The sequence below is a fragment of the Pseudomonas sp. B3G-3 genome (assembly GCF_028640915.1).
GTDB classification, from domain to species: Bacteria; Pseudomonadota; Gammaproteobacteria; order Pseudomonadales; family Pseudomonadaceae; genus Aquipseudomonas; species Aquipseudomonas chlororaphis_I.
This window is the reverse complement of record NZ_JAQZAB010000096.1, coordinates 80,309-93,100: the sequence shown is the minus strand read 5'-3', so window position 1 is coordinate 93,100 and position 12,792 is coordinate 80,309. Positions and strand designations below refer to the sequence as shown.

The window sequence follows — 12,792 nt, the reverse complement described above, 5'->3', positions numbered from 1 at the left end:
TCGCCACATCGAGGCCGGTGAAAACCCCGTCTTATCTAGACGGGGTTTTGCTTTTTTGTGCCGAAAAAAGGAGTCTGCCTGGATCATGAGCACCGCACCTTCCATCATTCTCACCCGCCTCGACGTGCAGCGTCTGGAGCGCCTGATCGACAGCCTGGACGACACGCTGCCTGGCGTCATTGCGTTGCAGACCGAGCTGGATCGCGCCGAAACCCTGGTGGGCCACGATGAAGTCCCGCCCGGTGTCGTGACCATGAACTCGCGCGTGCATTGCCGCGAAGAGGGCAGCGGCAAGGACTATCACCTGACTTTGGTGTATCCACAGGACGCCAACGCCGACGAAGGCCGGATCTCTATCCTGGCGCCGGTGGGCAGCGCCTTGCTCGGCTTGCAGGTCGGGCAGTACATCGACTGGCCAGCACCGGGCGGCAAGACCCTGAAGCTGACCCTGCTTGAAGTGGAATACCAGCCCGAAGCGGCTGGCGATTTTCACCTCTGATTAGGCGCCTCTGAGCGGCTAGACCTGCTCGAGTGCGTCGTTCAAGGCGCGCTCCAGGTCGGCCTTGTAGCGCAGGTAAAGATTGCTTGAGCCGTGGTGGTCACCGAGCAGGCCGGACAGGTCCAGGTCGGTGATGTAGCAGCGATAGCGTTCGGCTTCGCGGCGCTGGCCGACAATCTCCTGGGCGACCGCGGCGAACAACTGGTCGCCATGCTCCAGCTCGGAAAACTCCCGTTGATTGCAATACAGGGTGACCTGCACCTGCCCCGGTGCGGCTTTGCCGATGATGCCCTGCACGTCATAAAAGGCTTTGTTCGCTGGCGTCTGCGGCGCTGGGCGTGGCTCGATTCGACGGGCCCTTGTGCTGCCGGAAGGCAATATCTGGTAATACAAAATGTCCAGCGGCACGAGGGGGTGGGAAGCCTCCATCGGCAGTTGGGCGTCGCGCCGATAGAGGATCGACTGCAGGAAGCGTTGCAGGGGCACCAGCAGGCTCTGTTCGTCGTGGTAGGGCAGGCGTTGCTGCCAGAGCGCATCGAATTCATCCAGCACGTACAGCTCGGCCTGGGCCTCGACGACGCGGTAGAACACCTGGATGCAATCAGGCTGGCCCATCGGCAGGATCAGCGCCAGGTCGTGTTCTTCCAGGGCCATCGGGTCCAGGTGCAGCGGGCTGTAGCTCGACTGCTCTTCGCCCAGGTAGTCGATCAGCGCCGGCAGGCTCGCCAGCGCTACATGATTGACCTGGCCCGGCACCAGTTCCAGCACGTGGTAATGCTGCTGCACCTGGATCAGGTAGCGGTGATTGAGCTGGCTGAGCAACAGGTTCTGCGCCGTGTCGAACAGCTCTTCGACCCGTTGGGCGATGAACTGCGCGCGGTTGTGGCAGAAGCAGCGCACTCGCAGCTTCGGCTGCTCGGGGCCGCGCGGCAGGTTGTTGAGGTAGTCGCGCAGGCAGTCGAGCAGGGCATGGGCGCCGTCGTAACGACCGACCAAGACCTCGTTCCAGCTGTTGAGCGTCACCTGGTCGAGGGTCAGCACCAGGTTTTCCCGCACCCCGGCGTAGCTCAAAGAGTCGGTGCGCTCGGTGGTCATCAGGATGTTCAGGTCGCGGTGGTGCTTGAGCGGGTCGTGGCCGACGTTCACCAGGATCAGCACTTCGCTGGGCACGCTGCTGTGCAGCAGGTGTTCTTCGCTGACGGTGCCCAGGGGCAGGGCGATGGTCTGTTGCAGGCTGCCCAGCAGATTGAACAGCTCGAACTCGCTCAAGTCGCTGCTGCCCGGGTGCAGCGCCAGGCGCGTGCTGCTGTCGATCACCCCGTTGCGATGGCACCAGGTCAACAGCTCCAGCAGTTCGCGGCTGCGCTTGATCGGCGCGAAATGTTCCCACTCCAGGGCATTCAGGCTGCCGTTGTACAGCCCCCAGTGGGTTTGTCCCGGCTCTTTCTTGTTGGGCGACTGCACCAGGGTCAGGGTGTCTTCGGCCAGGTCCGGGGCAATACCGGGGTTGATGAACTCGATCTTGCCGGCCTTGCGTTCAAAGGCCGCGTACAGGCGGCGGCCAAGGATATTCAGGTCGCGCTTGTTGATCAGGCCGAGGGTCTGCTCGGTACGGGCGAACTGGGTCAGGAAGCGGTAGCTGTAATTCAGCTCATTGACCAGGGCCCGGCGCTCGGCGCTGACCTGGCGGACTTTCCACTGGCTGCGGCTGTCGAGCATCGCCAGCTGGCGCTGATCCCAACCCCATTCGTGGGCCAGCCGTTCGAGCAGCGTGCGCTGCCAGCTCGGGTTGCGTGCACCGTTGTTGCCGGTGAGCTTGCGGTTGACCTTCAGGTACAGGCTACGACGCACCAGCTCCAGGCGCTCCGGCTCGCCGCGGGCCTTGAGGTATTCCTCGATGCGCCGGTAGACCACGATGTACGGGTCCAGCTCGTCGAGGTCCAGGCGGTTGGCGAATACCGCCTGCTTGAAGCGCAGGCTCAGGCATTCCACCCGCGGGTGTTCGCTGGCGTAGACCTCGGTCAGCAGCAACTTGAGCACGGACTTGTACGGCGACTCGATGCCCTTGAACAGTTGCCAGAGCCCGGCACCGATGAATTCGCCCGGCGGAATATGGGCCAGATGGCCAAGGTCGAGGTTTTCGTCGGCGGGGATGAAACGCTTGGACAGCAGCGTATGGGTGTATTCGTGGTAGCGGGCTTCTTCGTACACCGGCACCAGCCACCACAGCGGCGTGCGTCCGGCCAGCCAGATGGCGGTGCGGTAGAACTCGTCCAGCAGCAGGTAGTGCTGGGTGGTGCCGCAATCGTCGGAGCTCAGCTGGGTGTCGCGATCGCCACGGACAAAGCGGCTGGGGTCGATCAGGAAGAAGTGCGCCTCGGCGCCCTGGCTGGCGGCCCAGGCTTCCAGCAGCAGGCATTTCTTGCGCAGTTCGGCCAGTTCGTTCTCGCCGAGGTCGGGCGCATGGCAGACCCACACGTCCATATCGCTCTGGTCGGCCTGGGCCAGGGTGCCCAGGCTGCCCATCAGGAACAGACCGTGGATAGGCCGCGGCGCATTGCCGGGGCGGGCCTTGTAGGAAAACGAACGAGTCAGGCGCTGGGCTTCGTTGAGCGTCGGTGTGTCGGGCTCGTAGTTCGACAACCCGGCCGGTGTGCCACCCGACACATAACCCGGTAATAGCGGGTGGTTGACGTGAAAGAACAGCGGCAACAGGTTGAGCACCAGTTGCTGGCGTGGCGACAACCCTTCCATGGCCCGGCCCAGGCGCCCCTCATTGAGTTTCAGAAAGCGCGCGCGCAACTGGCTGAGAACCTTGCGATCGATTCCCTCGTCCAGATCTGGGCGGATTTCATGGGTGCGGGTCATTCAAACAGGCTCGCGAAGCTTGAACGTGGGAGGTCTTGTGCGCAGGAGTTTACAGCCAGTCGAGGGCGAGCTTTAAGCTGAATTTTATTTTTGACGTCAGATTTCCAACATGCCGCTGGAGCTTGCCCGCGGAATCCGACAGGCGGGGATTCCGAGGGCCGTAGGGGAGAGCGTTCAGGCGGCTTCTTTGACCGTCAGAATGGTCAGCAGGCCTTGGGCATGCTCGGCGGCATCGCGGCCCAGGCTGGTCAGGTAACCACCATCGGGCTGGGTAATGAGCTCTTTTTCAAACAGGCGTCGTGCGGCGGCGATAGCTTGGGGGGCAGCGGTCTGATGGATTTTCAGGCCTTCCTGGGAACTGTCCAGGTTGAAGAGTGCAAGGATTTCCAGTTCGGCAACCAACTCAGGGGTATACGACATAAGGACTCCAGACTTTCTAGGAATTAGACGACAGCGTCCTTAAGGTGACCGCAGTTGTGCAGCCTGTCCAGTGTCCGCTGCGGACTTTTACGCCCCTGGGCGGCGGTATTTGGCCGCAGGGCGCGTACCAGTGTAGTCAAGGCCCGCAATCGCGCCGGCCAGGCGCGGGCGCGGGGCGTGGCGGGCTTACTTCTTCTCGGGCGGCAGCTCGGGCAGGGCACGCAGCGCGGCTTCGTACCATTGGGTATCGAACGCGCGGTCTTCTTCGAGGATCGCGTCGATTTCCACCGCCAGGACATGGGCCATGAGGTTGAGGATTTCGTCACGCTCATAGCCGACCAGGGTCAGCTTGTTGAAGGTGGCTTTGGCCGCGGGTGGGTTGTCGCTTTCGATCTGGTTTTCGATCGCTTCGATCAGGGTGTTTTCGGTGAACGCTTCTTCGTCGTTGTCGTCTTGGTGGGTGTCGGGGGTTGGCTCGCTCATGGCAGGCTCCTCAAGGAAAGGTCGCCAGTTTACTCGTATTCAGGAGCCTGATGCTGCTGGCCAGTCGGCTGTCGAGGATCTATAAGAGTGGCTGCCAACCCCGTACCCGGCCTGGAGGCTACGCATGCTCAAGCTTTATGGATTCGCCGTCAGCAACTACTACAACATGGTGAAACTGGCATTGCTGGAAAAAGGCCTGCCTTTCGAGGAAGTGCCGTTCTACGCCGGGCAAAGCCCTGAAGCATTAGCCATCAGCCCGCGCGGCAAGGTGCCGGTACTGGGGGGGGAGCGGGGCGTTATCAACGAAACCAGCGTGATCCTCGAATACCTCGAAACCCAGCCGGGCCCGGCGCTGCTGCCAAGCGATCCGTTCGAGCGTGCCCAGGTGCTGGCGCTGGCCAAGGAGATCGAGCTTTACATCGAGTTGCCGGCGCGGGCCTGTTACGGCGAGGCGTTTTTTGGCACGGCGGTTCCCGAGGCCATCAAGGAGAAGTCCCGCAATGAGCTGGTGCTGGGATTCGCCTCGCTGGCCAGGCACGGCAAGTTCGCCCCTTATGTGGCGGGCAGCAGCCTGAGCATGGCGGACCTGTATTTCCTGTACAGCGTGAGCCTGGCCTGCGCGGTAGGGCAGAAGCTGTTCGGTATGGATCTTCTGGCCGAGATGCCGGCAGCCAAAGCCTTGATGGCGCGCCTGGAACAGATGCCCAACGTGCAGCGGGTCGCGGCGGACAAGGACGTGGCAATGCCGCAGTTCCTGGCGATGATCGCCAGCAAGAAGTAGAAAGGCTTCAGGTCGCTGATCGCGGGCAAGCCACACTCTTGTGGGAGCGTGGCTTGCCCGCGCTGGCTTTTAGCGGCTGCTCAACAACGCCTGGCCGCGAACCACCGCTGCCTTGACTTGAGCTGGCGCGGTGCCGCCGATGTGGTCACGGGCGTTGACCGAGCCTTCCAGAGTCAGCACGGCAAACACGTCCTGGTCGATCTGGTCGCTGAACTTGCGCAGTTCTTCCAGGCTCATTTCCGCCAGGTCCTTGCCGGTTTCCACGCCGTACTTCACGGCGTGGCCAACGATTTCGTGGCAATCGCGGAATGGCAGGCCACGGCGTACCAGGTAGTCCGCCAGGTCGGTGGCGGTGGAGAAGCCGCGCAGCGCCGCTTCGCGCATCATCGCGTGCTTGGGCTTGATCGCCGGGATCATGTCGGCGAAGGCGCGCAGCGAGTCGCGCAGGGTGTCGGCGGCGTCGAACAGCGGTTCCTTGTCTTCCTGGTTGTCCTTGTTGTAGGCCAGGGGCTGGCCCTTCATCAGGGTCAGCAGACCCATCAGGGCGCCGAACACGCGGCCGCTCTTGCCACGAACCAGCTCCGGAACGTCCGGGTTTTTCTTTTGCGGCATGATCGAGCTGCCGGTGCAGAAGCGGTCAGGCAGATCGATGAACTGGAACTGCGCGCTGGTCCACAGCACCAGCTCTTCGGAGAAACGCGACAGGTGCATCATGGCCACGCTGGCGGCGGCGCAGAACTCAATGGCGAAATCGCGATCAGACACATTGTCCAGCGAGTTGCCACCGACGGCGTCGAAGCCCAGCAGCTGGCAAGTCAGCTCGCGGTCGATCGGGTAGGTGGTGCCGGCCAGCGCGGCGCTGCCCAGAGGCATGCGGTTGGTGCGCTTGCGGCAATCGACCAGGCGCTCGTAGTCGCGGCTGAGCATCTCGAACCAGGCCAGCATGTGATGACCGAAGGTCACAGGCTGCGCGGTCTGCAGGTGGGTGAAGCCCGGCATGATGGTGTCGGCTTCGCGCTCGGCTTGTTCCAGCAGGCCTTTTTGCAGACGGGTGATTTCCGCCAGGATCAGATCGATTTCGTCGCGCAGCCACAGACGGATATCGGTGGCCACCTGGTCGTTGCGGCTGCGGCCGGTGTGCAGCTTCTTGCCGGTGACGCCGATGCGGTCGGTCAGGCGTGCTTCGATGTTCATGTGCACGTCTTCCAGATCGACGCGCCAGTCGAAGGTGCCCGCCTCGATTTCGCCCTGGATGGTTTTCAGGCCGTCGATGATGCTGTCGCGTTCGGCATCGGTCAGTACGCCGACCTTGGCCAGCATGGTGGCGTGGGCGATCGAGCCCATGATGTCGTGACGATAGAGGCGCTGGTCGAAAGTGACGGAGGCGGTGAAGCGGGCGACGAAGGCGTCGACGGGCTCACTGAAGCGGCCGCCCCAGGACTGATTGGTCTTGTCAGTGCTCATGAATTCGCTCGTGATCGGCTGGAAGGGAAATGAGGTGAAAAGTTGCCGCGGATAATAACAGGGTTGCCAATCCTGTAGCTGGCACTGGTCGGCAGGTTTTTATTTCTGCCATGGGGGCCGCGGGCGCTTGTCGCCGACCTCGGGCGCGCAGAGACTAGGCGAGCGAAGGCGGGGGGCGAGGGGTGATGTAACGATATTTATCGTTTGAGCAATATCGTCTTGGCAACCGTCTACAGTTGGACTGAAGGAACAGCGCAATCTCGGATGTTTCATCGAGCCTGGTCGCTGATCACGCAACCGTTGTCGCATGCGCTCCGGCCCCGGCACCGCCTCGCGAGTCACGAGGGAGGCGGCCTGGGTGGAAGCCGACTATAAAAGAGGGGGTGTTTGTGTCCTGTATCAGCAGTCCCCATGACCATGTCGTGCAGTGGCGGGCCTTGAGCGGTGTCGGGCAGGCCCGGGTAAATAATGGTGCCCGTCGTGGGGCACTTTTTGGCCCTCGCACTAGTCTTAGCGTGGATCGCCGTGACGGACGTCACTTCACCTGTCTACGCTATCCTTGTGCGAGACTCACGCAGGAATCCAGCGCAATATGAATGTCCTGATCGTTGATGACGAACCCCTAGCCCGCGAGCGACTGAGCCGTATGGTCAGTGAGCTTGAGGGATACAGTGTCCTGGAGCCCAGCGCCACCAATGGCGAAGAGGCATTGGCCCTGATCGACAGCCTGAAACCGGATATCGTGCTTCTCGACATCCGCATGCCGGGTCTCGATGGCCTGCAGGTTGCCGCCCGTTTGTGCGAGCGCGAGGCGCCGCCAGCCGTGGTGTTTTGTGCCGCCCCTGATGAATTCGCCCTCGAGGCTTTTGATGTCAGCGAGGTCGGTCATCTGCTCAAACCGGTGCGTTCCGAGCATCTGCTCGAGGCACTGAAAAAGGCCGACCGCCCCAACAGGGTCCAGCTTGCAGCCCTGACCCGGCCCGCTGCCGAAAGCGGCAGCGGCCCCCGCAGCCATATCAGTGCGCGGACCCGCAAAGGTATCGAACTGATCCCGCTGGATCAGGTCGTCTATTTCATTGCCGACCACAAATACGTGACCTTGCGCCATGAGAGTGGCGAAGTCCTGCTGGACGAACCCCTGAAGGCGCTGGAGGACGAGTTTGGCGAGCGTTTCGTTCGCATCCATCGCAACGCCCTGGTGGCCCGTGAACGCATCGAACGCCTGCAGCGTACGCCGCTGGGGCATTTCCAGCTGTTCCTCAAGGGGCTCAATGGTGATGCGCTGATCGTCAGCCGACGGCATGTGGCCGGCGTGCGCAAGATGATGCAGCAGCTCTAGATCCGGACAGTCGGGCGGGTCATGCACCCCGCCCGCAACGTTCCTGCAGCCAGGGAGGGGCCGCGGTTCCTGATACAAGTCAAAGCTGATTTGGCTGAGCTGTTATCATCTGCCGTATTTTCTATCAGTACGGATTGATCCATGTCCTCTCGCGAAATCCGCATCGCTACCCGCAAAAGTGCCTTGGCCTTGTGGCAAGCCGAACACGTCAAAGCTCGTCTGGAAGCCGCTCACCCGGGGTTGATCGTGACGCTGGTGCCCATGGTCAGTCGCGGCGACAAGCTGCTCGACTCGCCGTTGTCGAAAATCGGCGGCAAGGGTCTGTTCGTCAAGGAACTGGAAACCGCGCTGCTGGAAAACGAAGCGGATATCGCCGTGCATTCGATGAAAGACGTGCCCATGGATTTCCCCGAAGGCCTGGGCCTGTTCTGCATCTGCGAGCGCGAAGACCCGCGCGATGCCTTTGTCTCCAATACCTACTCCAGTCTCGACGAGCTGCCCGCGGGCAGCGTCGTGGGGACCTCCAGCCTGCGTCGCCAGGCGCAGCTGCTGGCTCGTCGTCCGGACCTGCAGATCCGTTTCCTGCGCGGCAACGTCAATACCCGCCTGGCCAAGCTCGACGCCGGTGAGTACGACGCCATTATCCTGGCCGCTGCGGGCTTGATCCGTCTTGGTTTCGAAGATCGCATCAGCTCTTCGATCAGCGTCGACGACAGCCTTCCGGCGGGCGGCCAGGGCGCGGTGGGCATCGAGTGCCGCACGGCCGACAGCGAGATCCACAAGCTGTTGGCGCCGCTGCATCATGCCGATACGGCGGATCGGGTCACCGCCGAACGGGCCCTCAACAAGCATCTGAATGGCGGCTGCCAAGTGCCTATCGCCTGCTATGCGGTGCTCGAAGGCGATCAGCTGTGGCTGCGCGGCCTGGTCGGCGAACCGAGCGGCGGTGTGCTGCTCAGCGCCGAGGCCCGTGCTCCACGTAGCGCGGCGGCGGCGCTTGGCGTACAGGTCGCGGAGGATCTGCTGGCCCAGGGCGCCGACGATATTCTGCGCGCAGTCTATGGCGAGGCTGGCGAAGAGTGAGCGACTGGCGTGTGCTGCTGACCCGGCCCACGGACGAGTCGGCGCTGCTGGCTGAGGTTCTGGGCGACGCGGGAGTGTTCAGCAGCAGCCTGCCGTTGCTGGAAATCCAGGCCCTGCCTTTTGACGATACCCAGCGCGCCAGGGTGCTTGAGCTGCACCGCTACTGCGCGGTGATCGCGGTCAGCAAGCCGGCCGCGCGAATGGCCGTGCAGCTGCTCGAGCAGTTCTGGCCGCAGCCGCCGAGCCAGCGCTGGTTCAGTGTGGGCGCCGCGACGGCGCAGATTCTGGCCGATCACGGCCTGGATGTTTTTTTCCCCGAGCAAGGCGATGACAGCGAAGCCTTGCTTGAACTTCCCCAGTTGCGCGAGGCTATTGCACGGCCTGCTCCACGGGTGCTGATCGTGCGCGGGGAGGGTGGCCGCGAGCTGCTGGCTGAGCGTTTGCGCGGCCAAGGTGCTAGTGTCGATTATCTGGAGCTGTACCGCCGCGACCTGCCGCGCTATGCCAACGGGGTCCTGATGCAACGCATCCAGGCGGAACGCTTGAATGGGCTGGTGGTCAGCAGTGGGCAGGGTTTCGAACACTTGCAGCAGTTGGCCGGCGAGGCCTGGCCACAGGTGGCGCGGCTGCCGTTGTTTGTACCGAGCCCCCGGGTCGCCGAAATGGCGCGTGCCGCCGGGGCCGAGAAAGTTGTGGATTGCCGTGGCGCCAGCGCCGCGGCCTTGCTAACGGCGTTACGGGAGCAACCCGTGCCCGTTCTCTAAACGCAAAGGATGGATACGTGAGCGAAACAGCCTTGCCTAAAGATGATGTCCAGCCGGTAATCGATGCACCGGCTGAACCTGCAACTCCAGCTGTGCAGCGTCGCGGCAACGGGTTGGCGATCCTCGCCCTGCTGCTGGGGGCGGCCGGTGTCGCTGCCGGCGGCTGGGGTGTCTGGCAGGTGCGCAGCCTGCAGGCCAACAATCAACAGCAGCTGGGGCAGTTGCAGGCCTTGGGTGACGAGGCGCAGAGCCTGAAGCTCAACGAGCAGCGCCTGACGGCCCGCCTGGAGCAATTGCCGGCGGCCGATGAACTGGAAGAACGCCGCCGTCTGGTCGCGCAGTTGCAGGGCGACCAGCAGCGACTCAATCAGAAGCTGGAGAGCGTGCTGGGTGCCAGCCGCAAGGACTGGCGTCTGGCCGAGGCGGAACATCTGTTGCGTCTGGCCAGCCTGCGCCTTTCGGCCTTGCAGGACATCAGCAGTGCCCAGGCCCTGGTGCAGGGCGCCGACGAGATCCTGCGTGAGCAGAATGATCCCGGTTCTTTCGCCGCGCGCGAGCAGTTGGCCAAGAGCCTCGCGGCTCTGCGCAGCACCGAACAGCCGGATCGCACCGGACTGTTCCTGCAACTGGGTGCACTGCGCGATCAGGTGGTCGAGCTCACCGAGCTGGCCCCCGAGTACCGCGACCGTGGCGATTCGCTGCTGGGCCTGACCGCCGACGGCGATGGCGCCAGCCGCTGGGCGCAATGGTGGGACCAGATCTCGCGCTACATTCGTATCGACTTCAATGCGGACAAGAACGTGCGGCCGCTGCTCGCCGGGCAAAGCCTGACGCAGGTGCGCCTGGCCTTGAGCCTGGCCCTGGAACAGGCCCAGTGGGCGGCGCTGAACGGCCAGGCGCCGGTGTACACCCAGGCGCTGGCGGAGGCCCGCGATGTGTTGAAGGGCAACTTCAATCAGGACAACCCGCAAAGCAAGCTCATGCTGGAGCGCGTGTCCGAACTGAGCAAACAGCCGGTCACCGTGCAGACGCCGGACCTGACCAAGACCCTGAGCGCCGTTCAGGCCTACCTGGAGCGGCGCAACCTGAGCGCTGAAGAGTCGGTGAAACCACTGGCCAAGCCTGCTGCGAATACCCCGCAGGAGACCAGCCCATGAAGCGCCTGTACGTGATTCTGTTCCTGGTGATCGCCGCCTCGGGATTGCTGGGGTTGGCGATTGCCGAGCATTCCGGGTACATCCTGATTGCCTACGACAGCTTCCGTTATGAGTCGAGCCTGTGGGCGACCCTGGCACTGGTCGCGGTGATCTGGCTGGTGATCTGGGGGATCAAGGCGCTGATCGAACTGGTGATGGCCTCCAGCGGCGTGGTCAATCCCTGGTCACGGCGCAACCGCAGCCGTCGCGTGCAGATCGCCATCGAGCAGGGCCAGATGGATCTTGCCGAAGGCCGCTGGGCCAGCGCCCAGAAGCATTTGCATCGTGCCGCGGAAGCCGAGCGCCAGCCTCTTCTGTACTACCTCGGCGCGGCGCGGGCGGCGAACGAGCTGGGAAACTACGAGCAGTGCGACAGCCTGCTGGAGCGTGCCCTCGAACGGCAGCCCCAGGCCGAGCTGGCGGTGGCCTTGAGTCATGCCCAACTGCAGACCGATCGCGGTGATACCGAAGGCGCCCTGAGCACCCTGCAAGCCATGCACGAGCGTCACCCGCACAGTGTCCAGGTGCTGCGGCAGTTGCAGCGTCTGCACCAACAGCGGGGCGACTGGTCGGCGGTGATTCGCCTGCTGCCCGAACTGCGCAAGGACAAAGTCCTGCCCGCCAACGAACTGGCCGAACTGGAACGTCGGGCCTGGGGCGAGAACCTGACCCTTGCGGCGCATCGCGAAGAAGACGGTGCGGTTGGCCTGCAATCGCTCAATCGCGCCTGGCAGCAACTGACCGCGGCTCAACGCCAGGAGCCGCAACTGGTGCTGGCCTATGCCGAACAGCTGCGCCAATTGGGCGCCGAGGCCGAGGCCGAAGAAGTGCTGCGCGTTGCTCTCAAGCGCAAATACGACAGCCATCTGGCGCGGCTTTACGGCTTGCTGCGCGGCAGTGATCCGGCGCGGCAGCTGCAGTTCGCCGAGCAGTGGCTCAAGGATCATCCGAACGATCCGAGCCTGCTGCTGACCCTGGGTCGCCTGTGCCTGCAAACCAGCCTATGGGGCAAGGCGCGGGACTATCTGGAAAGCAGCCTGCGCCTGCAGCGCAACCCTGAGGCTTGCGCCGAGCTGGCCCGGTTGCTGGCGCAGTTGGGCGATACCGAGCGCAGCAACCAGCTGTTCCAGGAAGGCCTGGGGCTGTTGGACGAGCGCCTCCTGGCATCGCCGTTGCCGGTGCCCGCTAGGGTATAAACCCGCAGGGCTGGGCCGTCCCTGAGGGGGCGGCCCGTTCCGCAATTCCCCCCGATCTGGCCTCTGTGCCCGTTTGCCGCGCTCGATCTTGTCATGGCGCGCCTTGAAAGGGCCGAGCGCTTTCTCTACCGTGGCAGCCTGTTTCTTCCGTTGTGGATACACCATGTCGCTGGCCGGCTCACGCTTGCTGTTCTCCCTTGTGTTTTTTACCGGTGCCTTGGCCCTGTGGGCTTCGTTTCACCTGGAGTACGGGATTGGGCTCGAGCCTTGCCTGCTGTGGGTGGTGCAACGGTTCTTCGCGCTGCTGTTGACTTCGATCAGCCTGGTCGCGGTCGTGCAGGGGCCACAATACCCGGCGAGTGCCCTGTATTGGCTGCTGGAACTGCTCTGCAGCCTGGCGGGTGTGGTCACGGCAGGGCGCCATGTGCTGTTGCAGAACATTCCTTCGGATCAGTTGCTGGCGTGCTTGCCGGACATGCCGTTCATGCTGGGCAATCTGTCCTGGGGGCGTGCCTTGCAGTTGGTTTTCACCGGGACTGCGCAGTGCGCGGAGGTCACCTGGACGCTGCTGGACATGAGCGCCGCGGAGTGGAGCCTGCTGTTTTTCATCGCTGTGATGATTTTGAGTGCCTATCGCCTGGTGCGGCTTCTACCACGGGGCCGGCGCAGGGCGGCTGCGACCTGAATCGTGGTTTTGCG

Annotated in this window: 12 protein-coding genes and 1 pseudogene; 9 read left to right on the top strand and 4 right to left on the bottom strand. The window is 63.4% G+C overall.

The window, feature by feature from the left end; translation table 11 throughout:
- Positions 1-85: 85 nt before the first annotated feature.
- Positions 86-499, top strand: a complete 414-nt coding sequence (gene rnk / locus PVZ80_RS11750) for a nucleoside diphosphate kinase regulator (RefSeq protein WP_007926672.1) — start codon at positions 86-88, stop codon at positions 497-499.
- 18 nt (positions 500-517) lie between these two features.
- Here the strand turns inward: rnk and PVZ80_RS11745 are convergent, their stop codons facing one another.
- From PVZ80_RS11745 to PVZ80_RS11735, 3 genes are all read right to left on the bottom strand, one after another.
- Positions 518-3,367 (bottom strand): class I adenylate cyclase, encoded by a 2,850-nt coding sequence (locus tag PVZ80_RS11745; RefSeq protein WP_053270171.1) that lies wholly within the window; start codon positions 3,365-3,367, stop codon positions 518-520.
- Positions 3,368-3,541: 174 nt separating this feature from the next.
- Positions 3,542-3,787 (bottom strand): TIGR02647 family protein, encoded by a 246-nt coding sequence (locus tag PVZ80_RS11740; protein ID WP_007926676.1) that lies wholly within the window; start codon positions 3,785-3,787, stop codon positions 3,542-3,544.
- 186 nt (positions 3,788-3,973) lie between these two features.
- A complete protein-coding gene (locus tag PVZ80_RS11735) occupies positions 3,974-4,270 on the bottom strand; it encodes a hypothetical protein (RefSeq protein ID WP_009051442.1) in 297 nt (98 codons plus the stop codon).
- Between the two features lie 124 nt (positions 4,271-4,394).
- On the opposite strand from PVZ80_RS11735, the gene PVZ80_RS11730 reads away from it, so the two are divergent.
- Positions 4,395-5,051, top strand: a complete 657-nt coding sequence (locus tag PVZ80_RS11730; protein WP_273863914.1) for a glutathione S-transferase family protein — start codon at positions 4,395-4,397, stop codon at positions 5,049-5,051.
- A 69-nt stretch (positions 5,052-5,120) separates the two neighbouring features.
- Here the strand turns inward: PVZ80_RS11730 and argH are convergent, their stop codons facing one another.
- A complete protein-coding gene (argH, locus tag PVZ80_RS11725; protein WP_009051440.1) occupies positions 5,121-6,515 on the bottom strand; it encodes an argininosuccinate lyase in 1,395 nt (464 codons plus the stop codon).
- A 443-nt stretch (positions 6,516-6,958) separates the two neighbouring features.
- Here argH and PVZ80_RS33950 point away from each other — a divergent pair.
- From PVZ80_RS33950 to PVZ80_RS11695, 7 genes and pseudogenes are all read left to right on the top strand, one after another.
- Positions 6,959-7,111: pseudogene (locus tag PVZ80_RS33950) on the top strand (sensor histidine kinase); the annotation flags it as partial.
- Positions 7,108-7,854, top strand: a complete 747-nt coding sequence (locus PVZ80_RS11720; protein ID WP_016703190.1) for a LytR/AlgR family response regulator transcription factor — start codon at positions 7,108-7,110, stop codon at positions 7,852-7,854. The pseudogene PVZ80_RS33950 and the gene PVZ80_RS11720, both read left to right, overlap by 4 nt.
- A gap of 141 nt (positions 7,855-7,995) precedes the next feature.
- Positions 7,996-8,937, top strand: a complete 942-nt coding sequence (gene hemC, locus PVZ80_RS11715; RefSeq protein ID WP_009051438.1) for a hydroxymethylbilane synthase — start codon at positions 7,996-7,998, stop codon at positions 8,935-8,937.
- A complete protein-coding gene (locus PVZ80_RS11710; RefSeq protein WP_009051437.1) occupies positions 8,934-9,701 on the top strand; it encodes a uroporphyrinogen-III synthase in 768 nt (255 codons plus the stop codon). Before hemC ends, PVZ80_RS11710 begins: the two co-directional genes overlap by 4 nt.
- Positions 9,702-9,718: 17 nt before the next feature.
- Positions 9,719-10,858, top strand: coding sequence for a uroporphyrinogen-III C-methyltransferase (locus PVZ80_RS11705; protein WP_273863913.1), 1,140 nt, complete (start codon positions 9,719-9,721; stop codon positions 10,856-10,858).
- Positions 10,855-12,093: a heme biosynthesis protein HemY gene (locus PVZ80_RS11700; RefSeq protein WP_038635956.1), complete on the top strand. Its 1,239-nt coding sequence runs from the start codon at positions 10,855-10,857 to the stop codon at positions 12,091-12,093. Before PVZ80_RS11705 ends, PVZ80_RS11700 begins: the two co-directional genes overlap by 4 nt.
- Before the next feature lie 163 nt (positions 12,094-12,256).
- Positions 12,257-12,778, top strand: coding sequence for a disulfide bond formation protein B (locus PVZ80_RS11695; protein ID WP_038574812.1), 522 nt, complete (start codon positions 12,257-12,259; stop codon positions 12,776-12,778).
- Positions 12,779-12,792: the final 14 nt, after the last annotated feature.